22 protein-coding genes and 1 pseudogene are annotated in these 23031 nt (G+C 38.3%); 16 read left to right on the top strand and 7 right to left on the bottom strand.

Features of this window, described 5'->3' with window-relative positions:
- Positions 1–6 precede the first annotated feature (6 nt).
- Positions 7–843 (top strand): aldo/keto reductase, encoded by an 837-nt coding sequence (locus tag PR725_RS09405; protein ID WP_004261547.1) that lies wholly within the window; start codon positions 7–9, stop codon positions 841–843.
- 11 nt (positions 844–854) lie between these two features.
- Here PR725_RS09405 and allS read toward each other — a convergent pair whose 3' ends face one another.
- Complete coding sequence (gene allS, locus PR725_RS09400) at positions 855–1781, bottom strand: HTH-type transcriptional activator AllS (protein ID WP_196719142.1); 927 nt, start codon at positions 1779–1781, stop codon at positions 855–857.
- A gap of 324 nt (positions 1782–2105) precedes the next feature.
- On the opposite strand from allS, the gene PR725_RS09395 reads away from it, so the two are divergent.
- From PR725_RS09395 to glxR, 5 genes are all read left to right on the top strand, one after another.
- A complete protein-coding gene (locus tag PR725_RS09395) occupies positions 2106–2591 on the top strand; it encodes an ureidoglycolate lyase (RefSeq protein WP_004261541.1) in 486 nt (161 codons plus the stop codon).
- A 74-nt stretch (positions 2592–2665) separates the two neighbouring features.
- Positions 2666–3475, top strand: coding sequence for an IclR family transcriptional regulator domain-containing protein (locus PR725_RS09390; protein WP_094962123.1), 810 nt, complete (start codon positions 2666–2668; stop codon positions 3473–3475).
- A 177-nt stretch (positions 3476–3652) separates the two neighbouring features.
- A complete protein-coding gene (gene gcl, locus PR725_RS09385; protein ID WP_196719143.1) occupies positions 3653–5434 on the top strand; it encodes a glyoxylate carboligase in 1782 nt (593 codons plus the stop codon).
- Between the two features lie 12 nt (positions 5435–5446).
- A complete protein-coding gene (gene hyi, locus PR725_RS09380) occupies positions 5447–6223 on the top strand; it encodes a hydroxypyruvate isomerase (RefSeq protein ID WP_004261532.1) in 777 nt (258 codons plus the stop codon).
- Positions 6224–6236: 13 nt separating this feature from the next.
- Positions 6237–7118, top strand: coding sequence for a 2-hydroxy-3-oxopropionate reductase (glxR, locus tag PR725_RS09375; RefSeq protein WP_272568693.1), 882 nt, complete (start codon positions 6237–6239; stop codon positions 7116–7118).
- A gap of 191 nt (positions 7119–7309) precedes the next feature.
- Here the strand turns inward: glxR and PR725_RS09370 are convergent, their stop codons facing one another.
- From PR725_RS09370 to PR725_RS09360, 3 genes are all read right to left on the bottom strand, one after another.
- Positions 7310–8605, bottom strand: coding sequence for a uracil/xanthine transporter (locus PR725_RS09370; protein WP_004261525.1), 1296 nt, complete (start codon positions 8603–8605; stop codon positions 7310–7312).
- A 70-nt stretch (positions 8606–8675) separates the two neighbouring features.
- A complete protein-coding gene (gene allB, locus PR725_RS09365; RefSeq protein WP_094962126.1) occupies positions 8676–10040 on the bottom strand; it encodes an allantoinase AllB in 1365 nt (454 codons plus the stop codon).
- A gap of 100 nt (positions 10041–10140) precedes the next feature.
- Positions 10141–11631 (bottom strand): allantoin transporter, encoded by a 1491-nt coding sequence (locus tag PR725_RS09360; protein WP_004261518.1) that lies wholly within the window; start codon positions 11629–11631, stop codon positions 10141–10143.
- A 763-nt stretch (positions 11632–12394) separates the two neighbouring features.
- Between PR725_RS09360 and PR725_RS09355 the strand changes: the two genes are divergently transcribed.
- The 5 genes and pseudogenes from PR725_RS09355 to PR725_RS09330 all read left to right on the top strand — a co-directional run bounded on the left by PR725_RS09355 (position 12395) and on the right by PR725_RS09330 (position 16411).
- Positions 12395–13534, top strand: coding sequence for a glycerate kinase (locus PR725_RS09355; RefSeq protein ID WP_004261517.1), 1140 nt, complete (start codon positions 12395–12397; stop codon positions 13532–13534).
- A gap of 403 nt (positions 13535–13937) precedes the next feature.
- Entirely contained in the window at positions 13938–14222 is a 285-nt protein-coding gene (locus PR725_RS09350) for a hypothetical protein (RefSeq protein WP_228367525.1), read from the top strand.
- A 9-nt stretch (positions 14223–14231) separates the two neighbouring features.
- Positions 14232–15034: pseudogene (locus PR725_RS21865) on the top strand (antitermination protein Q).
- Positions 15035–15132: 98 nt separating this feature from the next.
- The gene (locus PR725_RS09335) at positions 15133–15684 is read left to right on the top strand and encodes a YagU family protein (RefSeq protein ID WP_004261499.1); all 552 of its coding nucleotides are present in this window, start codon (positions 15133–15135) and stop codon (positions 15682–15684) included.
- 367 nt (positions 15685–16051) lie between these two features.
- Positions 16052–16411 carry a hypothetical protein gene (locus PR725_RS09330; RefSeq protein WP_004261497.1) on the top strand — a complete coding sequence of 120 codons (360 nt, stop codon included), beginning with the start codon at positions 16052–16054 and terminating at the stop codon, positions 16409–16411.
- 195 nt (positions 16412–16606) lie between these two features.
- Here PR725_RS09330 and hdeA read toward each other — a convergent pair whose 3' ends face one another.
- Positions 16607–16909, bottom strand: coding sequence for an acid-activated periplasmic chaperone HdeA (gene hdeA, locus PR725_RS09325; protein WP_272568686.1), 303 nt, complete (start codon positions 16907–16909; stop codon positions 16607–16609).
- Positions 16910–17382: 473 nt separating this feature from the next.
- On the opposite strand from hdeA, the gene PR725_RS09320 reads away from it, so the two are divergent.
- Positions 17383–17904 carry a YagU family protein gene (locus tag PR725_RS09320; RefSeq protein WP_004261490.1) on the top strand — a complete coding sequence of 174 codons (522 nt, stop codon included), beginning with the start codon at positions 17383–17385 and terminating at the stop codon, positions 17902–17904.
- A gap of 261 nt (positions 17905–18165) precedes the next feature.
- Positions 18166–18558 (top strand): YgiW/YdeI family stress tolerance OB fold protein, encoded by a 393-nt coding sequence (locus PR725_RS09315; protein ID WP_196719144.1) that lies wholly within the window; start codon positions 18166–18168, stop codon positions 18556–18558.
- Between the two features lie 80 nt (positions 18559–18638).
- On the opposite strand, the gene PR725_RS09310 is transcribed toward PR725_RS09315, so the two are convergent.
- The gene (locus PR725_RS09310) at positions 18639–18845 is read right to left on the bottom strand and encodes a thiamine biosynthesis protein ApbE (protein ID WP_196719145.1); all 207 of its coding nucleotides are present in this window, start codon (positions 18843–18845) and stop codon (positions 18639–18641) included.
- A gap of 143 nt (positions 18846–18988) precedes the next feature.
- Here PR725_RS09310 and PR725_RS09305 point away from each other — a divergent pair, with 143 nt between their 5' ends.
- From PR725_RS09305 to gss, 3 genes are all read left to right on the top strand, one after another.
- Positions 18989–19129 (top strand): hypothetical protein, encoded by a 141-nt coding sequence (locus PR725_RS09305; protein WP_164564164.1) that lies wholly within the window; start codon positions 18989–18991, stop codon positions 19127–19129.
- Between the two features lie 52 nt (positions 19130–19181).
- On the top strand, positions 19182–19631 hold the full coding sequence (locus tag PR725_RS09300) for a lysis protein (protein WP_004261480.1): 450 nt from the start codon (positions 19182–19184) through the stop codon (positions 19629–19631).
- Positions 19632–20461: 830 nt separating this feature from the next.
- Positions 20462–22357, top strand: coding sequence for a bifunctional glutathionylspermidine amidase/synthase (gene gss, locus PR725_RS09295; protein WP_196719146.1), 1896 nt, complete (start codon positions 20462–20464; stop codon positions 22355–22357).
- A 339-nt stretch (positions 22358–22696) separates the two neighbouring features.
- Here gss and PR725_RS09290 read toward each other — a convergent pair whose 3' ends face one another.
- Positions 22697–22828, bottom strand: coding sequence for an entericidin A/B family lipoprotein (locus tag PR725_RS09290; RefSeq protein WP_004261473.1), 132 nt, complete (start codon positions 22826–22828; stop codon positions 22697–22699).
- Positions 22829–23031: the final 203 nt, after the last annotated feature.

The raw sequence follows: 23031 nt of genomic DNA, 5'->3' as shown, positions 1-23031 counted from the left end.
GTATTAATGAAAAACGTTTCATTTGGTCATGATGTTTTACCCGCAATTGGCATGGGTAGTTGGAATTTGGGGCAGCAGCGGAAAAGTGCAAAAGAAGAAATTGAAGCGATACAAGCAGGCCTTGATGTAGGCTTAAAATTAATTGATAGCGCTGAAATGTATGGCAATGGGGCTTCTGAACAGTTAATTGGTAAAGCAATTTCAGGACGACGCGATGAAACGTTTTTAGTATCAAAAGTTTATCCCTTCAATGCCGGAGGTAAAGCATTAGTTAATGCTTGTGAGGCATCTTTACGCCGGTTAAAAACGGATAGGCTTGATCTTTACTTGCTGCATTGGGCTGGCGATATTCCTCTCGAAGAGACTATTAATGGTTTCGAAAAACTGCAATCTGCTGGGAAAATTCGTTATTGGGGAATATCTAACTTTGATATCAATGAACTGCAAGATATGTACGATCACCTCGCGGGTGGACGTTATTGTGCGACAAATCAGGTGCTATATAACCTTGGTAGCCGCGGTATTGATTATTCATTACTTAACTGGTGTCGGCATAAAAAAATGCCATTAATGGCTTATTCACCACTCGGCAGCGGCAATCAATTACTTAGACATCCAACGTTGAAGATGATTGCGCAAAAATATCAGGTCGTGCCAGCAACGGTTGCATTAGCGTGGGTGATCCGTGGCGATGGGATCGTTGCTATTCCTGAGTCAGGTAGCAGGGCGCATATGTTGCAAAATGCGCACGCTTGCCAGTTAGTATTAGACAACGACGATATTGCTTTATTGGATGAAAGCTTTCCACCGCCAACACATAAGCAATATCTGGATATTTTGTAATTCATTCAACGTTATTTTGTTGCTGGGTCAATTGGGCTCAGCAAGCTTTGGATGATGGGATCGCGCAGTTTGAACAGTTTCACGACCGTTTTTAATACTTCCCCTTGCTGATTGCTATTCCAAGCTAAGGATAAGGGGGACGGTCTTCTAGGCCTTTTTATTGATTTTTCAATCAGTTGTTGGTTTTGAATATAGGGTTTGCAAATAGAGGCAGGTAAAAAGCCGATCCCCGTTCCTTTTAGGTGACAGAGTACTTTGGTTTTCATATCAGGCACTTTGATTTCTCGTTGGCCTGATAATAGCCATGCAGTGCGTTTGGATAAAACTTGCGAGGTATCTTCCACATTGATAGTCGGGTAACAACGCAGTTGTTCATCGCTAAGAATACCATCAATAGAGGCAAGTGGGTGTTGATTGGCAACTGCAAAGACCCAATTGATTTTGCCTAAAAACAAGGTATTCATGTCGCTGTCCAATGATTCAGAACCTGGGACACCGATTGCAATATCACATTTGTTACTGAGTAGGGCATCCCATACCCCCATATACACTTGCCGAGTGATATTAAGGCGGGTGAAAGGAAAGCGCTCGGTTAGGTGTTGGAGTAGGTCAGCGACGGCATTTGGCTCATAGAGTAAGTTATTAATTGCAATCGTAATTTCTTGCTCGACACCTTCATTAATCAGCCGTAACTGATTTGGCATATTACTTAACCAGTTATACCATTCGCGGCAATGTTCAAGGAGATATTCCCCCGCAGATGTTAGGTTAACGGTTCGTGTCGTTCGAGTGAAAAGCTGGACTCCAACATATTCTTCTAAGATTTTGATCCGGTAACTGATAGTTGCAGTACTTTTGTAGAGTTGTTTTGCGGCTTGAGAAAAGCTCTGACACTGCGCAACAGTGATAAAGGTTGTCATCGTTTCTTGATCTAACATGTTTGTATCTCCCTAAAGTCAAAGGAAAAACCAATTTATAATATTTTTTAGATCTGCATTTTGTTTCACGTCATCCATTAAGTAGGCTTCATCATAATTGAAAGTGATAAGTATAAATTCTGGAGAATTGTTAGTAATTATTATCTTACTGAATATTAAGGAATTATATATAAAATAAAATGAAAAACTGTGACCTGTGATTTTTTATGGAAAAATTTTCCAAAAAATGATGTTAAATGTAATACAACCTGATAAACTGATTTTGTCATGTAGGTGGTTGTACAAAATAGTGGCTTAAAATTTTTAGTGTGTTAGGAGAAAATAATGGAACTTGTTCTATCTGATCTGACACCGGAAGCGTTTGCCCCCTATGGAGACGTCATCCAAGTTGAAGGATCTGAATTTTTTCATATCAATGATGGTACGACAGAACGTTATCATGCTTTAGGTAAGGCAGAGATTACAGATGCAAGTCCCGTTCTGATGAGTATTAGCCGTTCAGAACCTATTGATATGCCAATGAATGTTAAGCTTTTAGAAAAGCATCCGCTTTCCAGCCAAGCTTTTATCCCAATGAATGGTGAGCGTTTCATTGTGGTGGTTGCTGAGCCAGGGGATGATATCCCAGTTGATACCTTACGAGCATTTATCACCAATGGTAAGCAGGGTGTAAACTATCACCGTGATGTTTGGCATCATCCGATTTATGCATTTCAATCACAAACGGATTTTTTAACGGTAGATAGAGGCGGTGCTGACAATTGTGTCGTTAAGGATCTCCCTGAGCCTTGTCAAATAGTTTTTCCTTAACTACTCTATTGGGCAATAAGGGCTAGGTAATATAATTCCTTTCTGCCGATAGCAAACATAAAAGGTAAAAATAAATGACTGAACCACGCACAAAAGGAAGACCACAGACAGATAAAAGTTCGCCAAAAGGTGCGCAAGCACTTGAGCGCGGGTTAGATATTCTTCAATTTCTGGCTAACTCAGGTGGTAGCTCATCAGTCTCTGTTTTATCTGAGCAGTTAGGTTTGCCTTTATCAACGACATTTCGCTTGCTGAAAGTCCTTGAGCAATCAGAGTTTATTTTTCAAGACTCACAGCTTGGCTGGTGGCATATCGGTCTGCAATCATTCACAGTTGGGGCCACATATATGAATGATAGGGACGTCGTATCAGTTGCTGGGCCATTTATGCGCAGGCTAATGTTGCTATCAGGGGAAACGGCAAACTTGGCTATTCGTAATAATTTAGATGCTGTTTTAATTCGCCAATGCGAATGTCATGCGTTAGTGAGAATGTGTGCACCGTTGGGGAGTCGTTTACCATTACATGCATCAGGGGCTGGGAAGGCATTATTGTTCCCACTTGATGAAGAGGAAATGTTAGAGCTTGTCACACGCTCTGGTTTACAAGAATTCACCCCTAAAACTATCACCAGCATTAATGTGTTGAGAAAGGCGTTAGGGCATTATCAAGAACTGGGTTATGTCATTGATAATGAAGAACATGCTCTGGGTCTTAATTGTTTAGCGGCACCTATATTTGATCGTAATAATTCAGTGATAGCAGCAATATCTATTTCGGGCCCTAGTGCAAGGGTAACTGAAGAACGTTTTACTGAGCTAGGGGAACTGGTTCGTGACGTTGCTGCGGATATCAGCGCGGCATTAGGTGAGCGCCAATCATAAAGACCAGAGATCAGCGGGTGTTAATCATCCGCTAAAAAGAGGCTATTTAACAGGTGGTTAGCAGGTGATCAATGAGCTGACCAACCAACGAGTACAGAATACATAGATAATCCGTTTTTAAAACGGTTTTTTTAGACAAAAAATAAAGTTGGAAAAATTTTCCAAATAGGAGTTGTTATGGCTAAGATGCGCGCAGTTGATGCTGCAATGTATGTACTGGAAAAAGAAGGGATCACAACCGCATTCGGTGTTCCTGGAGCCGCAATAAACCCATTCTATAGTGCGATGCGTAAGCATGGTGGGATCAAACACTATCTTGCTCGTCACGTAGAAGGTGCTTCTCATATGGCTGAGGGATACACGAGAGCAAATCCGGGTAACATTGGAATGTGTCTTGGTACATCAGGTCCTGCGGGAACGGATATGATCACAGCATTATATTCCGCCTCTGCTGATTCAATTCCTATTTTGTGCATTACAGGCCAAGCACCAAGAGCTAAATTGCATAAAGAAGATTTCCAAGCAGTCGATATCGAATCTATCGCAAAACCGGTCACCAAAATGGCTACAACGGTGTTAGAGCCCGCATTGGTTCCTCGAGTATTGCAGCAAGCTTTTCATTTAATGCGTTCTGGTCGTCCTGGACCCGTATTAATTGACCTACCTTTTGATGTGCAAGTCGCTGAAATTGAGTTTGACCCAGAGACTTATGAACCATTACCTGCTTACAAGCCAGCGGCAACAGTTGCTCAGGTTGATAAAACACTGGATATGTTATTCGCGTCGAAAAAGCCACTGATTATCTCCGGTGGCGGCGTTATTAACGCGGACGCGGCAGATAAGCTGCAAGAGTTAGCTGAAATCTGTAACGTGCCAGTCATTCCAACTTTAATGGGTTGGGGAACTATCCCTGATGACCACAAATTAATGGCAGGTATGGTGGGCTTACAAACGGCTCACCGTTATGGAAATGCCACTTTATTAGAATCTGATTTCTTATTAGGCGTCGGTAACCGCTGGGCGAACCGACACACTGGTTCTGTAGAAAAATATGTTGGTGACCGTAAAACAGTACATATTGATATCGAGCCTACACAAATTGGCCGTATTTTCTGCCCTGATTTAGGGATTGTCTCCGATGCTAAAGCGGCGTTAGCGCTCTTGGTTGAGCGAGCAAAAGCACGTAAACAAGCGGGTGCTTTACCTGATTACAGCAAATGGGTAGATGAGTGCCAAGCGCGTAAACGTACTCTGTTACGTAAAACGCATTTTGACAATGTACCTGTGAAGCCACAGCGTGTTTATGAGGAAATGAACAAAACATTTGGCCGCGATGTTTGCTATGTCACAACCATTGGTTTATCGCAAATTGCAGCCGCTCAAATGTTGCATATCTTTAAACCGCGTCACTGGATCAACTGCGGTCAAGCGGGCCCATTAGGTTGGACTTTACCTGCTGCATTAGGGGTATGTGCCGCTGATCCTAAACGTAAGGTCGTTGCCGTATCAGGGGATTATGACTTCCAATTTATGATTGAAGAATTGGCGGTCGGGGCTCAGTTCAAATTGCCATATATCCATGTATTAGTGAACAACGCTTACTTAGGTCTGATCCGTCAATCACAACGTGGCTTTGATATGGATTATTGCGTCCAGCTTTCCTTTGAAAATATCAATAATGATGCCATTGGTGAATACGGTGTTGATCACGTCAAAGTGGTTGAAGGCTTAGGTTGTAAAGCTATTCGTGTCTTTAAACCAGAAGATATTGCGCCAGCATTCAAACAAGCTGAAAAACTCATGAAAGAATTCAGTGTGCCTGTTGTTGTGGAAATCATTCTAGAGCGCGTCACAAATATCTCCATGGGAACCGAGTTGGATAATGTGACTGAATTCGAAGAGATAGCAACTTCTGAAGCCGATGTGCCAACCGCGACCGCATTTTATCAATATAAATAAGGATGCGAGAAAATGACCAAGTTTGCAGCTAACTTATCCATGTTATTTACTGAAGCAGAGTTTATGCAGCGCTTTAAATTGGCGGCTAAAAATGGCTTCAAAGCCGTAGAATATATGTTTCCTTATGATTTTCCAGCACAGTCTATCAAGCAAGAGTTAGATGAAAATAAACTGACTCAAGTTCTTTTTAACCTTCCAGCGGGTGATTGGAATGGTGGCGAAAGAGGCATTGCTTGTTTGCCTGAAAGACAAAAAGAGTTTCAAGAAGGCGTCAAAAAAGCAATTGAATATGCAAACGTCTTGAATTGTAAACAAATTAACTGCTTAGTGGGGCGTAAAGACTCATCTCTTAGTGAAGAAAAAACGATGGAAACCCTCGTAGCAAATCTTCGTTATGCGGCTGAGCAGTTAGAAAAAGAGAATATACGTTTACTGGTAGAAGCCGTGAATACATACGATATTCCAGGTTTCTATTTGAATAAATCAGCTCAGGTCGAAGATGTAATTAAGCGTGTCGGTCATGCCAATATTTACTTCCAATATGACATTTACCATATGCAGCGAATGGAAGGTGAGCTAACTGAGACAATGAAACGTTTATTAAAGCATATTTGCCACATTCAACTCGCAGATAACCCTGGCCGTCATGAGCCAGGAACGGGTGAGATTAATTATACCTATTTATTTAAACAGCTAGAACAGATGGGCTTCACAGGCTGGATCGGTTGCGAATATAAGCCTGCGACGACAACAGAAGCGGGTTTAGGCTGGATGAAACCGTATTTATAATTAGGAGAGTATCATGAAATTAGGCTTTATCGGTTTAGGAATTATGGGTGGCCCAATGGCTGCTAACTTATTAAAGGGTGGTCATGAGCTAGCTGTAAATACTCGTAGGCAAATTCCGGCTTATCTTACAGATGAAGGGGCAAAGACATTTTCATCAGCTAAAGAAGTGACTGAAAACGCTGATATTATCTTTGTTATGGTGCCAGATACCCCTCACGTTGGGGAGGTACTATTTGGTGAGAACGGCTGTGCATCTACAGCGTTGAAAGGCAAAATCATTGTGGATATGAGCTCCATATCCCCGATTGAAACCAAAGAATACGCAAGAAAAGTCAATGAATTAGGTGGCCAGTATTTAGATGCTCCGGTTTCCGGTGGTGAAGTTGGCGCTAAGCAAGGCACATTAAGCATTATGGTGGGTGGTGAAGACTCGACTTTTGCTAAGGTAAAACCGCTATTTGAATTAATGGGTAAAAATATCAGTTTGGTGGGCGGAAATGGGGATGGGCAAACCTGTAAGGTTGCCAACCAAATTATCGTTGCATTAACCATTGAAGCTGTTTCTGAAGCATTAGTTTTTGCGTCAAAAGCAGGGGCCAATCCTGCACGCGTTCGTGAAGCATTAATGGGCGGATTTGCATCCTCGCGTATCCTTGAAGTTCATGGCGAGCGCATGGTAAAACGCATATTTGACCCAGGATTTAGGATCTCTTTACATCAAAAAGACTTAAATCTTGCTTTACAGGGTGCGAAGGCATTATCGATGAGCTTACCGAATACCGCGACCTGTCAGGAACTCTTCAATTTATGTGCCGCACATGGCGGTCAAGATAATGACCATTCAGCCTTAATCAAGGCAATTGAAATTATGGCTAACCATAAATTAGGAGACTAATACTTAGTCTAATTGTTTGAATGTAATGATCCTCATGTTTTAAGTGTAAATGTAAGTAGTAAACAGTTTAACTAGTCGTTTATTTGCCCCATGTATCTGGGGCTTTTTTTTTGCATAGCATTAAGTGAATAAAAAAGAGGTAATATAATTAATGCATATTACCTCTATAAAATCTTACTTATTTATCTTTTCTATTTTATAGCATCCCACTTAAATATATTTTCAAGGATAATAGAAATAATAATTCCCATTAATAACCCATTTGTGATGATAGGCCTTACTATCAATGGAATATCTTGCATGTAAGTTGGAGGAACACTCATCAAAAATATGCCAATAAAAATAGGCAAAGCAAGCCGATAAATATTGCGCGGGTTTAAATCTAAAATACGAATAAATAACAAAGAAGACCAAAGCAGAGGTAAGTAAGTGACCATCATCACGGTACTACTGATCACTAAAGGAAAGGTAGAAAAGAACCCTGACAAAACGGGAACGAAACTAATAACAAAGAATAACAAACTACCAATAATAAAGGGCTTTTTACTAAAATCGTTGGTTTGAGTAATGAGCCCTATTGAAGAAACAAATGGCGCGAAAGGCACAATTCCTAGTGGTGAACAGGCAAAAGTGAGCGCACCAGAACTAATAAAACTACGACGATACATGGCTGGCGTTGCTGGCGAATCTGGATGAAATAAATCTGTTCCCTTAATCGCGCCAAACGTATTGGACGTATTTAGTAGTGAGGCAATAACACAGGTTGTGACAATACCATAATTGATAGTTTCAATTTTTCCGAGAGGGAATAGCTGCCAGCCAATGCCACTCACGCCTGTTGAGCCACTTCGAAAGATAACTGAAAATAATAACCAACCCAATATTGAGCCAATCAGTACAGCATATTTATTAATATGACGAGGGAGTAAGACAATAATTCCAATGATCAATACCATGATAAATAAAGCTAACAAGAATGTATTGAAATTAATATGGACAATATCTGTTGTGGCACTAAAAGGTAAGCCCAACATACCTTTTAAAAAAATAGTAATTAAGTTAGCGCCGAGTAACAGCATGAATACTGCCATCACACCAGGCGAAAATAGCAGAGCCAAATACTTTCCTGCCCCACTCAAACCGATAATGACAGTGATGATCCCTGCAATGGCAATTCCCACTGCAAAACTACCACCAATAACCTCTAATGGTGTTCCTTGAGCAGACTCTGCAAATGCAACAGATAAAATCGTTCCCCACCACAGCCCCGCAGGACCTTCCATGATAGAGCGCTTGTGTCCGAAAATAGCTTGAATTAAGCAAGCCAGTGATGTGGCTAAAAAAGCATACTGGGTAATTGTGTAAGTGGTGGCATTGCTCAGATGAAATGCAGATTGTAATGTAGGAGGTATAACGACTGTATTACAGAAAATAAAAAAGAACCATTGCAAGCCTGATAACATATTATCTTTGTTCAAACTAAACATAAATTACATCCTGTTATAAATAACAATACAGCACACCCAGTAAAGAGTGTGCTGTATTATTTACATCATATTACTGTTGGTGTTTTAAAATAAATTGCCCGATAGGCGTTTCACGAACACCAGTATTAATATCGTAGATAGTTTCTCCGCGTAAAATAGTGCGTGCAACTTGTGCACCTATTTTGCGCCCTACATAAGGGCTGACTTTATGGCGATACTCTAAATCTTGAGCTTTTAATTCATAAGGTGAGTTTGGCTTGATGAACACGAAATCTGCATCTTTACCAACGGTAATGGAGCCTTTATGCTTAAGGCCGAAGATCTTAGCTGCATTAGTTGCCATTAATTTGGCAAATAATGGGAGTTCCATTCCACGTTTTTGCACTGCTTCATCAAACATCAAGTCAACACAGCTTTGCATCCCTGCAATTCCACCCCAAGCTTTGAATACATGACCCGCTTTCATATCTGGTGGGCATGGTGAGTGGTCAGAACCTAAACAGTCGATTTCACCATTAAACAGTTTTTCCCACATGCCTTCTTGGTTCGCTTCATCACGAATCGGTGGTGAGCATTTTGCTAAATTACCAATTTTTTCAAACTGATTAGTTGTTAAGGCAAAATAGTGAGGGCAAGATTCTGAGGTAACATCCTGTCCTTCATTACGTGCCTTAGTCACTTCAGCAACGCCTTCAGGGCTACTGATATGGCAAATATGTATTGGGCAATTAGCCACTTTTGCCAGATATAGCACGCGGCGAATTGCCTCAATTTCAGTATATACAGGGCGCGAGGCTACATAGTCGTGAGCAGTTATGCGTCCTTGAGCTTCAGCTTCTCGACCTAATTCATCACAGATTGATGCATTTTCACAGTGAACTAATACACGAGAGTCGTTAAATTTACTGATAATTTCTGCACCACGTAAAAACTGAAAGTCATCAACATCACGGAAGTCATTATCAATAGTTTTGTCACCACAGGTGGCAACAAAGCATTTGAAGCCAACAACACCCACTTCATCTAGCTCGTGCAGTCTATCGAGATTATAAGAGACTAAACCGCCAAATTGGGCTGCATCTACTGACAGTTTACCTGCGGCAGCGTCGAATTTTATTTGAATACTTTCACGGTCAACGGTTGCAGGTAGCTGATTTAATGGCATTTCGATGATAGTTGTGATGCCACCTTTTGCTGCTGAACGCGTCCCTGTTTCATAGCCTTCCCAATGTGTTCTTCCTGGTTCCGAAATGTGGGCATGAGAGTCAACCATACCTGGTGAAACGACTAGGCCTTCGGCGTTTATTTCTTCTTTTGCACCAGATAAACCAGAGCCAATAGCGGCAATTTTGCCATTTTTTACCGCGACATCTGTTTTAATTGCTTCGTTTTCAAGAATGACAGTACCGTTTTTAATGATTAAATCGTATGACATAGGGTATTCCTTAGATAAGATTATAATTTCATTTATTAACATTACTGTTCAGCGTGTTTTCAATATATTAAAACGGGCTGAATAGGGTATTTAATTCAGATTACATTGGGTTTTTTATGCCGATATCTGAATCATTCGTAGCTTTTACTTTATTTTCAACCACCTTAGTGGTGTCTTTTTTGAATAAAGAGTAGAGAACAAAGGCCAATATGACGCCAGCAAACCAAGACACTCGTGATATAGGCTCTAATACAGGAATGAATTTTCCACCAAGGGAGAAAATAACTGCAATAACAGTGACAACGAAAGCGGTAATATTAAATCCGTGCTCATAGAATTTATAATCGCCTGCACGGGTATATAAGACATCTAAATTAATATTTGTACGCATTACGATGAAATAATGCGATAGCATGACACCAATAACTGGACCTAAAATACCGCCAATAATATCCAAGAAAGTATAAATACTGTCCTGATTCTCAATTAGTTTCCAAGGCATGATTAATACGCTGATAACGCTGGCAATAATAACGCCGTGACGATAAGTGAGTTTGGATGGGTACAGTGCAGCAATTTGGTATCCTGCAGGAATAATATTACCAGCAGCGTTGGTGGAAATTGTCGCCATCAGAATAACGACTACCGCAAAGAGTGAGGCATATAAACTATCCCATTTTTGAACAATATCAAGTACGTTCCATGTATCAACGCCGTAGTGAATACTGGCGCCGGCTAAAATACATACGCTACTAATGGCAAAGAGCAAGTAAGCCACTAACAGGCCAGCGGTTTGTCCAATGGCTTGTTGTTTAAAACTAGTCGAATATTGAGTGAAATCAGAAGCATTTACCGCAGGAGCTGCCCAGACAGCGACAACACTATTAATAACGATAAAGAAAAAGAATACTTTACTTGGCGTTTCACTAATACCATTTGGGATATAATCCAAAATAGGTTGAATGCCCACTAAAGAAACTGACCAAATTGCCATACCACCAAACAAAATATAAATACAGGGGTTAAGAATGGCAGTAAGTTTATTTAATACCTTGCCTCCACCTAGTCCTATGGCAACATTCATTGCCCAGAAAATGATGAAAACAATAAAGGCTGGAATGGTAACCCCCATATAGGTTTCACCATTGCCTATATTTAAAAATTCAGGCCAAATTTTCCCGATTAATATTAATAGCGCTAATGAACCAGTAAAGCATTGTAAGCCAAACCACATAATAGCAGCAATACAGCCTCTTAATACGCCAGGAAAGAGTGAACCTTTAATTCCATAAGATGCCCGAAGTAGCATCGGGAATGGGATACCATATTTAGACCCCGCCGCACCATTCATTACCATAACGAAAGCGATGCATATTGCGCTTAGTGCGATGGCAAACATAATGTTCAAAGTAGAAAGGCCTAGAATAAAAAAACCGCCAACCATTAGATAATTTGGGACATTGTGTACGGAACCCATCCATAGCGTAAAGTAGTTAAATGTTTTCCATGTTCGTTGCTCCGGTGTTTTAGGTAATAAATCATTTGTATAACCACGTTCACGATAAATCTCTTTTTCTTCTGAATAGTTCATATATGAGTCCTTCCACGCATATAATTTAAATTTGAAAGCGAGAGATTTAACTAATCGAATTTTTAATAAAGTAATAAAGTTATTGTTTTAATTTTTTAAATAATATTGTTTTTTATATATACATCAACTTAATAACTAATGGTTTATATATAGTTATTAGCGTCAGTTTAATTAATTATATTGACTACCCAGGAATTAATTCTTGAACTCAATATAGCCACCGTTAACTGATGGATGCAATATAAATTTAAAAAATTTTTCCAAAAAATAGATCTGGAGCGCTTTTTTTGACAAAATAACATAATAAACAATACGTTATAAAATATTTAGTTTTTTATTATTTCTTTTTTTGTATTTTTTTTGAGATGTTTTGTTCAATTTAAGTTAATTTACTCTATTTCTTCTTGATTTTAATGAAGTTTGATTCATTTTAAGTTTGTTTTAATGCTTTATTATTTTTGATTTAAATGCAGCTTATTGATTTTTTTATGAAAAAATAATTGGAAAATTTTTCCAATTAAATCTTTATCAATTATTTTTTTTTGATACAATGACGAATAGAAGTTAATGGCTATACTCAGTGCTAAAACGTTTTTTAGAAAGTGGTGCTGAATATAATTCTCTCAATTTAATAAGCTAATCTATTTATCAGTAATATGCGCGCATTTGTAAAAATGAATGTGTATTTTGATAACCGATAATATTTTTCGAAATTAACAATATTATTTAACTGATTACTTAACCGTTCTATAGGTAGCCATATATGAAAATTATCATAGCCCCTGATTCTTTCAAGGAAAGCATGAGTGCAGAATGTGCCGCAAATGCCATAACTAAAGGATTTAAAAGTGTATTCCCTGATGCCCAATACCTTTGTTTACCGATTGCTGATGGTGGTGAAGGAACTGTTGATGCATTGATTGCAGCCGCAGGTGGTGAGCGAGTATCACTTGAGGTTAAAGGCCCATTAGGGGATATGGTAAGTGCTTACTATGGTTTATTACACAATGGCGAAACCGCTGTTATTGAAATGGCTCAGGCCAGCGGATTAATGCTAGTTAGTCCAGAGCAGCGTAATCCAATGCTGACGACGAGTTACGGAACAGGTCAGCTAATTCAAGATGCGCTTGAAAAAGGGGTGAAAAAAATCATCTTAGGGATTGGCGGTAGCGCAACCGTTGATGGTGGTGTCGGTATGCTTCAAGCCCTAGGTGTTGTTTTTTATGATAATCAACAAAATAAACTTGGTTTGGGCGGTGAAGTTTTAAATCATATCGCAACGATTGATACGTCAAGTCTGTCTCCTCAATTGCAACACTGTATGATCGAAGTGGCTTGTGATGTAGATAATCCTCTGGTTGGAGAGCGGGGTGCTGCGATGATATTCGGGCCACAAAAAGGGGCAACGGCTTCAATGGTATTGGAATTGGAAAAAGGTTTAAATCGTTTTGCTGAGCTTATCCAACAAATTAAAGGGCATGATTTTAGGCATTTATCTGGCGGAGGTGCTGCTGGTGGGATATCTGTTGCTGCCGCTGCATTTATGAATGCTAAGCTTAAACCCGGCATTGATATCGTTATTGATGCAGTGAAGTTAGAGCAAGAAATCTTTGATACCGATTTGGTTATTGTGGGGGAAGGTAGCATGGATGGGCAAACGGCAGGGGGGAAAGCGCCTTTAGGAATAGCCAAGGTTGCGGCCAAACACAATGTCCCTGTTATTGCATTAAGTGGTGTATTAGGTAAAGGCGTTGAAGCACTACACCAAGAAGGTATCGATGCTTTTTTCAGTATTTTGCCAAGATTAAGCCCGTTAGATGAGGCATTAAAGCAGGGGGCGGAGAACGTGCAACAAGCGGCATATAATATTGCAAAAGTTTTACAGTTAGGTAAGTTATTGTAATTAATTTTATTTTTGTTTTTTTTGGATGTTGAGTGTTCGATAAAATCCGTTTTAGTGTTGTGAAAACCTGTTTTGATTCAGGGTAGTTAGAAAGTGGATAGGGTTAATACCAATCCGCATTTGGTTATCTATAGAGAAGCGTCGTAAAGGCAACCGTAATGCCAGTAATATCTATCAACTGAATGTTGAGAAGCTGGCTTCAGCGGCACGTATTGCATTTCCTCAACCAGCAGATTTTGACCCGTCAAAATCTGTTCCCTCAAAACCTGAGCCGTCAGAATCTGGGGGTGATCCGTCAGTAACTTTAAAACAAGATCCATCAGTAACTAATCCTTCATCGCAGAATTCTAACGAATCCAGCGATTAGTCAAAAATTGATTTTTTAAATCGTTACCCAGAGGTAGTGATTTACAGGACTAACTTACAGAAATGGGGATCTGCGGATGACCTTAAGTGCGCTGAATGGCTGTTTAGCCGCAAGTGTGAAGTATTCAAAGAGCTTGGACTGCAAGAGCCGAAAGAGCCAAATTTCACAGAGTGGGCTAACGATGTTCGCTTGATGGTTAACCAAGACGGGCGCACTCACAAGGAGATTTGCCAATTCTATAAACGTGTTAGCCAAGATGCATTCTGGAAAAAGAACGTTCAATGTCCGAAAACATTACGTACTCAGTGGGATGATTTATAGGCCGGCAGCATGAAATTAGTAAATGCACTAAAGAACTTCCATCCTAAGTCACCCACATTTAGTGACTCAGCCAGTTGTACGTCACCAGACCGTTTAACGGGTACTGATATTATGGCTGCGATCGGGATGACCGAATCACGAGCTAAGTTTGGGATGACAGCCTTTCTGGCTAAAAATGATGTCAGTGAAGAGGATAAATTTTCTACCGTGGAGGGCTTGACTCAATATGCGCTAAAAATAGCGCCTAAATTAGTTCGCAAAGCTGCTGGCAATAAATTGGGCTACTGTTTAATTGTTCTGTCTAAAATGACTTTTGAGGATTACGCTCGATCAGCAGGTTCGGTTTGCCAGTGTTCAGCATGTAGTGGGAAATGAATGCTTGATAAAAAAATTACTACAACAAAGTATTCAACGAGGGAAGCTATTTTTCCGTCATTTTCCAAGAGCCAGCCCAAGCGATATACCAATACAGAGCGCGATGTTGTGGAAACTAAAAAAGTGATTTGTGAGTCATGTAATAGTAAGAGCCAATTAATAAACCGTTGTCGTTGTAAAGGGAGGGCAAGGTCTTAGATGAAGTTCAGAGTGAATTACAAGTGACACCAGTTTATAAAGATTGTTCTCGTTGTGCTGGGCGTGGCTTCAATCGTGTACCGTCATCTGTAGCATTTAAAGCAATAAGACATTTAGTACCTGACCTTAATGAAAGAACATGGCGTAGAAATTGGAAGCCGTTCTATGAAATATTGATAAGTAAGTGTTTTGTTGAGGAAAGTATGGCAGAACAAGCATTTAGTCGAACAATTAAATAGTTTTAGTAATTAATTAAATTCAAATTATTTTAAAACTGTAAATTTAATGTTATTTGGTGTAAAAATAAAAACTTGTAAATTTACATGAGGTGGTATTTATGTGGAGTAATAAGATAAATTTAAAGATAGTTGTTTGGGGAACTATTATTGGTGGCTTCATTAGCTCATTAGTTAAATGGGGCTCTGAAGTGAATATGCCCCCGAGAGTTGCAGGAGAAATATCACCACCAGCAGCGAATATTGATGCGTGGTTTAGTTGGTTAGGCATCAATTCTCATTCTCTTGATTATTTTTATCAGGGATCATTGGTCGGTGGTGCTGTAACCTTATACCATTGGTTATTTAGTTTTGCGTTCGCTTTTGTATACGTCTTTATATCAGCTTATCTGCCTAAAATTCGAATGTTTTATGGTGTATTATATGGTGTTTTGATCACAATATTTGCTCATGGAATAATGATCCCATTATTTGGATTTCGTCATCCCTCATATAATGAGGGTAAAGTTGGTTGGCTCTGGAATTTAAATGGTTATGAATTAGTTAGCGAGATTTTAGGACATATTTATTGGGCTGTATCTATAGAAATATGTCTCATTGCAGTTTTAGCATCTTTTGCTCGCCCTATACGTGGTAGCTGGACTGTACGATAAAAAATACTTGCACTCACTGGTATAGAGTGTTGCATTTTGTCCGGAACTGGCTTATTTTTTTCCGAAAATGGACATTCTATAACTAGTCGCATAAAACCAATTCAAGGCCTGCAATCGCGGGCTTTTTTACATCCAATATATTCATAAAAAGTACTAGTGCGCTACGTAAATTCGATGTTATTGTGATAAGAGTGAATACGTTGTCACCTAACTTATAGAATGAAACCTTGCGATGTGATCTGACCCCATAAAGTTGGATGATTCATTAAGCGGGGTTTTTTATTGCCTCATTATTTAATCTTTAATAATATTATCTATCTAAATTAAATAGATATCTGATGTTCATATTTAATGAGGGGGTAATTAAATGAGTAAATTATTCTCAGTAGTACTAGCCATCTCAATTATGGCTGTATCAAGCAGTGCTTTAGCAGCAGAGAGAGGTCTAAATAAGGAAGAAGAAGCAAAGGTAGTTAGCCTAATAAAAAACCACCTTAAATTACCAATATCTGCAAAGTTCAAACTCGGTAAAATGATTGCTAATCCGTATGATGCATATTGCGGTTTAGTCGCTAAATCCAATAAAGAAACAATCCCTTTCATCACATCAATGCCTGAGCCTGTAGGTAACATTGACTTACGTAGAGTTGTTCTGGTTGGTGATAATGAATATAAGTATCGCAGTGTTATTGAACAATGTGAAGAGTATGGATACAAATTGAACTAATGCAGATCGGTGAGTCTTGAAAAGAATAGCATCCCGAAGTATAAATATATCATATTACACGTGTTATAGACCCGTCAGTAATGTCAGGTTTTATACCTAAAACAAACATAAGACTTGCTGTTACGATTGTTCATAGTTACATGTGTAGTTATGCACAATAAAAGAAAACCCCACCAGAGGGGTGGGGTCTTTAGATTACATTTTTTTCAAATGAACTTCGACTTTTTGAATAAATGATTCTTTGGGAGCTTTTTCGCAAGCTTCAACAATTAACGGAGTGGATGTTGCAATACCACTAATATCTAAAGTAGGGTCTTCTACCTTACCTTTCTGGGTAATAATCTCAGCAGCACCAATTGCTGTTGGATAAAATGCATCATCGATTGCTAAGAAATCTTCGCATGTCCATTGAGATACAGGTTTTGCATCTGTTGCGGCGAAAGCTGAAGTGGTCATTAACGATGTTGCAATGATGCTAGCAAATAATATTTTTTTCATAAAATATCCTCATTGTTTTTAGTGAGACTTGCCTAATGCTTATTTTAATATAACTTATTATTTTAAAAAGCAAAATAATCATTATTTGAATGTTGTTTTTTGATGGTTATTATGTGTCGGATTATTGAAATAATAAAAATATATCTTCAATTTTTCTCTATAACGATAAAGTAATTTCAAGTGGTAGGCCTGCCGTTCTTGAAATCCACACGCAAAGTTGGGAGTTACTTTTTCATTCTGGTGCATGTCAAGGCTGACTGGCTAAACCCTATGACAATTACTCAGGGATCTGAGCAGGGGTATCGATTGAATTTTTTATTGTCGTTGATTTTTTATTTATATTTAATGAGCCATCTTTTGTTACTATGCTTCAAGCATCCCAACACATTAAAAATAATAATTATACTAATAATAAACAATTGCCCTTTTCTCTACTATATTCATAATATCTATTCATAAGGCGTGTATGTATAATGATTGATCTATTTAAATTGACAAAGAAAAGCTCTAGGCATATTTGTATAGCAATATATGTTGGTATTATTGCGGGTATATTTTCCGCTTTAGTTAAATCTGGCTTTGAAGGTTTGATTCCACCGAGAACGCTAGAAACAACCCCACCTCCCATTGTCTTGTTAGAAAAGCTTGGGCTAAATATAGATACTATGACTTATCATTGGATGGGATATAGTATTAATTGGGGCGGGAATGGTGTTCATATATTATTTTCGATAGTTATTGCAGTTATATATTGTGTTATCGCTGAATACTTACCTAAGGTGAAATTATTACACGGTATATGTTTTGGTATCGGTGTTTCTGTTTTTGCTCATGGCTTAGTTGTACCATTATTAGGATTGTCTGGCTGGCTTTGGACTGCTGGTTATCAAGCACTAATATCTGAGTTTGTTGGAACTGCTTTTTGGATTTGGTCTATTGAAGCTATTAGGCAAAACTTGCGTTATTGTTTAACTAAAGAAAAAGACGCTGAGTAGAGAGTGATGTTCACTCTTAATCTTTAATAAACTTATGGTCAGGTTAAACTTTTCATCTGAGCTATATCAGTTATTCATAAAAGATCGCCTAGGCGGTCTTTTTTATAGTTAAAATAAACATAAGATTTTCTGTCACGATTGGTCAGAGTTACATGTGCTGCTATGTGCAATAACCGATCTAAAGTGTTAATTATTTGCCTTAAGATTCTGTTAAGGTTTAATTGATAAACTATAAAAAATTAACAGACAAAAGGAATTATTATGAATAAGACAGTTATTGCGCTCGTATTATCAGCAGCTTCATTTGGCGTATTAGCTAATAACCATGCTGGTGGATTTGTTTCGAATGATGGTTCTGTTAGTCCAAAAGGTGGGTTTGTTGCAACAGCTCAAGCAGTAACAACTGTCGTTCAAGCGAAAGAGCTTCCTGATGATGCATGGGTTTCACTTGAAGGTCATATTGTTAAACAGATTGGTAAAGAGCTTTACGAATTTAAAGATAGTACTGGCTCAATTGCTGTAGATATTGATGATAGGCGCTGGCGTGGACAGGTTGTGACACCTGAAACAAAAGTTCGTTTAGATGGTGAAATTGATAAAGAGTGGGCTTCATTAGAAGTTGATGTAAAGCGAGTAACCATTATCAATAAATAGCTGTAAATTTTTAATGAGCCCCATGATTGGGGCTTTTCTGCAATGAAAACTCGCTTACTAGCTTCTGTCTAATTCATATGTTAGATAGCTTTATCTATAGCTCTTTCAATCGCTTTACATTCGGGACTATTTCCACTGGACTGCTCTATTTTCCCAGGCAAGTTACCTTCGGGAGTATCCATTTTTATCTCGCAAGTATCTGACTTAGTTTGGGGGTTAGTGTTTGATGAACAAGCTGTTACTAAAGCGATAACAAAACATACTAATATAGCTTTGTTTTTATGCATACTGTCTATCCTGTTTTTAAAGGGCTATTCTTGATGCTATCAAAGGTTAAGCGTGAAGTGCAAAGTAATCAATAAAGCTGGTCAGTACGGCTTCTTTATCTTCTATAACGATGAGGTAATCGCAGAGAAGCGGAGGCGGCTATATGTCATGGAAACTTATAGTGGTAGTAATTTGCTTTATGTTACTCGCGATATCAATGATTGTATTTGGCGCCAACAGACTCACTGACAATACATGCGGTATTGATAAAGCCAGTTTAGAAAAACGCGCCAGAAAGTTATAGAACACTACAAAAGTCGGCAAGTTAACTTTTAATTATCTATATAGTGGATACCATGAATACAGTCAGTGCATTGTTATATATCGCTGCGTGGGTGGCCATATGGGGAATGTGGAAACAACACGAGAGGATAGGTGAGTTAAATACCAAAAATGCCGGACTACTCGTTGAGTTGACAGAGCAGGTCAAAATTAATGAGGATTACCAAAAACGTATTAACTCACTTCACGAACTCGACAAAACTCACACAATGGATCTCTCAAATGCAAAAGCTGAAATTGATAAGCTGCGCAATGATGTTAGTAATGGTACTAAGCGCGTGTACGTCAACGCCAAATGTCCAAAACCCGAAGCGAATACCTTCGAAAGCGGAGGCAATGAAAGCTCCGCACGACTTAGTGAAGCAGCTGAACAAGATTATTGGCGTCTCAGAAAAATGATAGTTGAGAACGAAAAACAAACTTTGTATTTGCAAGATTACATTAGAACGGAGTGCTTACATTAGTTCCAGCCAATGAAAGTTCTAATTAAAAAAAGTAAGTTTAAGAAGGAGATAGCTGCAAGTAGATATATAAAAGCTTTAAAGAATAGAGTTGTCACGTCTGCTTGATAGTTATCACTAATAAGAATAAATACAACGCAAAGAAATAGGGAGGTAACGATAAGTATGGTTGTGATCGGGAGGTTGTGTATAAGGTTCATATTTTGAAAACGTGATTTTATCTTGATTCTGTAATGGTGAGAGCCTTAAAAGTTATAGTACCAGAAATTGTATGGATAAAAAAAGCCCACACAGCGTTGGGCTAAATATGTTGCTTTATACAATTAAATATCGCCTTAAATATAGTTGGTATTTCAAAATACGCAAAAGTATTTCCAAATATTTTAAATTGATGGCTGTGTAAGACAACAACAGCGAGCTTTTAAGAAAACAGAGGCTTTTTAAAGGCAAAAAAATAGCCCCTAGATTGGGGCTTAAAAGGGATGGTCTATTTAACTGAGGGTAACTCTTGTAAATAGTTATACCGCTAAATAGGTCATTTTTTGAAAGTGAAAATAAAAGAACTCATTGTTTTGTAAAGATAGTAATCAAACCACTTTTCACCCGGTATATAGCAGACATATTTAAAACACTAAGAACCCACAGAAGGGAGCATCGGAACTGTTGCTATAAATGGCGATCTCTCTTGGGAGCTTTTTTGTGCTAACAGGTTGCTTTTATTTAACTAACTATTGATAAGTTTCTTATATCAAAAAAATGGATTTTTCATATTTTATAGGCGTACACTGATAGTTATGGCTAGCATGTATTTATTATTAAGATGGAGCTATAACATGGGGTTATTAAGTAGTGAATACGAACCTTTTGGAACTTTACTCGGATATGCTCCAGGAGGCGTAGCAATATACTCATCAGATTATGATTCATTGCCTAATGTGGAAAATAAAAAAGATATTTCTTTTCGAAGTTATATTGGCAATGAATATATGGGCTATAAATGGCAATGCGTTGAGTTTGCTCGCCGTTTTTTATACCTCAATTACGGTACTGTTTTTAGTGATGTTGGTATGGCCTATGAAGTATTTTCTCTGCGCTTTCTACGACACGTAGTTGATGATGACATTTTACCGTTAAAAGCTTTTGTTAATGGGAGTCCTGTTAAGCCTGCCGCGGGGTCATTGTTAATTTGGGATGAGGGGGGTGAGTTTAATAAAACAGGCCATATAGCAATTATCACCAAGGTTTATGATGATAAAGTACGTATCGCTGAGCAAAATGTCATTCACCATAAATTGCCCATAGGCCAGCAGTGGACAAGAGAATTGTCTCTGAAAAGAAATAAAGGAAGATATACACTATCAGATACTTTCCCAAACACTAAAATTTTGGGATGGATGATACAAACAGATAGTGATGAGCATGCTTATTCAGGCCCGTATACTAATCCTGAGTTGCTAAAGATTCATGCTGCTAAAATAGATAATAAGATTGACTATAATAACGAATGGTTGAATAGCTCAAATCCCATAGAAAATAAATATATTCAAGCTAGACAAGGTCGCGCGCTAAATAGCGCTCTTCATGAATATTTTACAATATCTAGTACCGCTGAAAATAAACTGATACAAGCAACCAATGAAGTTCATCTTATGTATCTGCATGCGACAGAAAAAGTATTAAAGAGTGATAACTTATTGAAACTTTTTAATATTCCAGAAATTCTTTGGCCTCGCATACGTTTATCCTGGAAGAATCGGCGTCATGATATGATCACAGGAAGATTAGACTTTTGTTTGGATGAGCGAGGGTTAAAAGTCTATGAATATAATGCGGATTCAGCTTCTTGTCATACAGAGGCAGGGGTAATTATTGATAAGTGGGCAAAAGTAGGGCAGCTGAAAGATGGCAAAAACCCAAGTGGTTACTTAACTGAATTACTTTCTAGTACATGGGAACATTCTTCAGCTAAACCGTTTATTCATATTATGCAGGATGTAGATAGTGAAGAAGATTATCATTCGCAATACATGGCGCATGCAATTACTGAAGCGGGATTCGATTATAAAATTATTCATGGTTTAGACGAATTATTTTGGAATGAAACAGGTCAAGTCGTTGATAGTGATGGCCGTATATTAGAGTGTGTTTGGAAAACATGGGCGTGGGAAACTGCTCTTGAGCAAATTCGGCAGGAATGTGAGAAAGACTATGAGCATTCAGCTCTACAAATTCGTACCGGACACTCAGAATATAATGACGTCAGACTAGTTGATGTATTATTAAAGCCTGAGATTCGTGTCTTTGAGCCTTTATGGACAGTCATTCCAAGTAATAAAGCGATATTACCTATTCTTTGGTCGTTATTTCCCTATCATCCCTACCTTTTGAATACAAGTTTTGATATCAGTGACGAGTTACGCTCGAGTGGTTATGCAATAAAGCCAATAGCAGGCCGCTGTGGTGACAATATCGGTTTGATAGGTGAGTGCGACACGATTTTAGATGAGACTTCTGGCCAATTCGATAAACAGGAAAATATTTACCAACAATTATGGTGCTTGCCAAACGTTGCAGGGCGTTTTATTCAAGTCTGCACATTTACTGTCGGAGGTCACTATGGTGGAGCATGTTTACGTTCAGACCCATCATTAGTTATCAAAAAAGATAGTAATATGGAGCCATTATGGATACTTGATGATAATGATTTTTTGGAAAAACCATTATGTTAGAAAGTGTATTTTAAAATTAATATAGTTATATTTTGAAAGTGGCATTATTAAAATCTGATTTTTTGTAGTTTCTTAGGCCTTCAGTTAATAGCTGATGGCCTTTATTTATAAAAAAATTGAAAAGCAAAGAAAAGCCCCAAATATCGAGGCAAAATAAACTGATACAATAGTTTAGAACACACTATCAGAATAGACATATTTATAAATGTTTTACATGAATAAAGTGTAAGTAAATACGGAAAAGAAAATACAAATTGGAGTCTCGTTAAATGAATAAGGAAATACTAGAGGATTCAAAATAAATATACCCTCTAGCATTTGAAATAAGAGCATTAATGTTTACTGGGCTGCTCTTTGTATTGCTTCTCCTCCTGCTTCTATATCTTCACCAACACCTTTAGTGGTATTACAGGCAGTTAATGTGAAAGCAACAACTAATGAGCAGATGAGGAAACTGATTTTTTTTAACATATTGTCTTCCTTTAAAGTTTGAAGTTATAAGTTTCAAAAGATCATTTTTAATTATAGCAGAACAATTCGATGACTATTTCTAGCTGTATACAGCAGTAAGATTGGGGTTAAACCCTCATTTTTATGTGTAATTGCCGTAGTTAGTGATACCTGACAAATGAAAATGAGCTGCTATATTTTAAGTGTTAGTACTTATTTTGGGC

Source organism: Providencia sp. PROV255, from assembly GCF_028478065.1.
GTDB classification, from domain to species: domain Bacteria; phylum Pseudomonadota; class Gammaproteobacteria; order Enterobacterales; family Enterobacteriaceae; genus Providencia; species Providencia rettgeri.
The sequence above is the reverse complement of the archived record's forward strand: the minus strand, read 5'-3'. Positions and strand labels throughout refer to the sequence as shown.

Coding starts and splice junctions, on each gene's coding strand:
- PR725_RS09315 (WP_196719144.1), top strand. CDS start 18,166: ATGAATAAGACAGTTATTGCGCTCGTATTATCAGCAGCTTCATTTGGC.
- PR725_RS09320 (WP_004261490.1), top strand. CDS start 17,383: ATGATTGATCTATTTAAATTGACAAAGAAAAGCTCTAGGCATATTTGT.
- glxR (WP_272568693.1), top strand. CDS start 6,237: ATGAAATTAGGCTTTATCGGTTTAGGAATTATGGGTGGCCCAATGGCT.
- gcl (WP_196719143.1), top strand. CDS start 3,653: ATGGCTAAGATGCGCGCAGTTGATGCTGCAATGTATGTACTGGAAAAA.
- PR725_RS09330 (WP_004261497.1), top strand. CDS start 16,052: ATGAGTAAATTATTCTCAGTAGTACTAGCCATCTCAATTATGGCTGTA.
- allB (WP_094962126.1), bottom strand. CDS start 10,040: ATGTCATACGATTTAATCATTAAAAACGGTACTGTCATTCTTGAAAAC.
- hyi (WP_004261532.1), top strand. CDS start 5,447: ATGACCAAGTTTGCAGCTAACTTATCCATGTTATTTACTGAAGCAGAG.
- PR725_RS09405 (WP_004261547.1), top strand. CDS start 7: ATGAAAAACGTTTCATTTGGTCATGATGTTTTACCCGCAATTGGCATG.
- PR725_RS09390 (WP_094962123.1), top strand. CDS start 2,666: ATGACTGAACCACGCACAAAAGGAAGACCACAGACAGATAAAAGTTCG.
- allS (WP_196719142.1), bottom strand. CDS start 1,781: ATGTTAGATCAAGAAACGATGACAACCTTTATCACTGTTGCGCAGTGT.
- PR725_RS09355 (WP_004261517.1), top strand. CDS start 12,395: ATGAAAATTATCATAGCCCCTGATTCTTTCAAGGAAAGCATGAGTGCA.
- PR725_RS09305 (WP_164564164.1), top strand. CDS start 18,989: ATGTCATGGAAACTTATAGTGGTAGTAATTTGCTTTATGTTACTCGCG.
- PR725_RS09290 (WP_004261473.1), bottom strand. CDS start 22,828: ATGTTAAAAAAAATCAGTTTCCTCATCTGCTCATTAGTTGTTGCTTTC.
- PR725_RS09300 (WP_004261480.1), top strand. CDS start 19,182: ATGAATACAGTCAGTGCATTGTTATATATCGCTGCGTGGGTGGCCATA.
- PR725_RS09360 (WP_004261518.1), bottom strand. CDS start 11,631: ATGAACTATTCAGAAGAAAAAGAGATTTATCGTGAACGTGGTTATACA.
- PR725_RS09370 (WP_004261525.1), bottom strand. CDS start 8,605: ATGTTTAGTTTGAACAAAGATAATATGTTATCAGGCTTGCAATGGTTC.
- gss (WP_196719146.1), top strand. CDS start 20,462: ATGGGGTTATTAAGTAGTGAATACGAACCTTTTGGAACTTTACTCGGA.
- PR725_RS09335 (WP_004261499.1), top strand. CDS start 15,133: ATGTGGAGTAATAAGATAAATTTAAAGATAGTTGTTTGGGGAACTATT.
- PR725_RS09395 (WP_004261541.1), top strand. CDS start 2,106: ATGGAACTTGTTCTATCTGATCTGACACCGGAAGCGTTTGCCCCCTAT.
- PR725_RS09310 (WP_196719145.1), bottom strand. CDS start 18,845: ATGCATAAAAACAAAGCTATATTAGTATGTTTTGTTATCGCTTTAGTA.
- hdeA (WP_272568686.1), bottom strand. CDS start 16,909: ATGAAAAAAATATTATTTGCTAGCATCATTGCAACATCGTTAATGACC.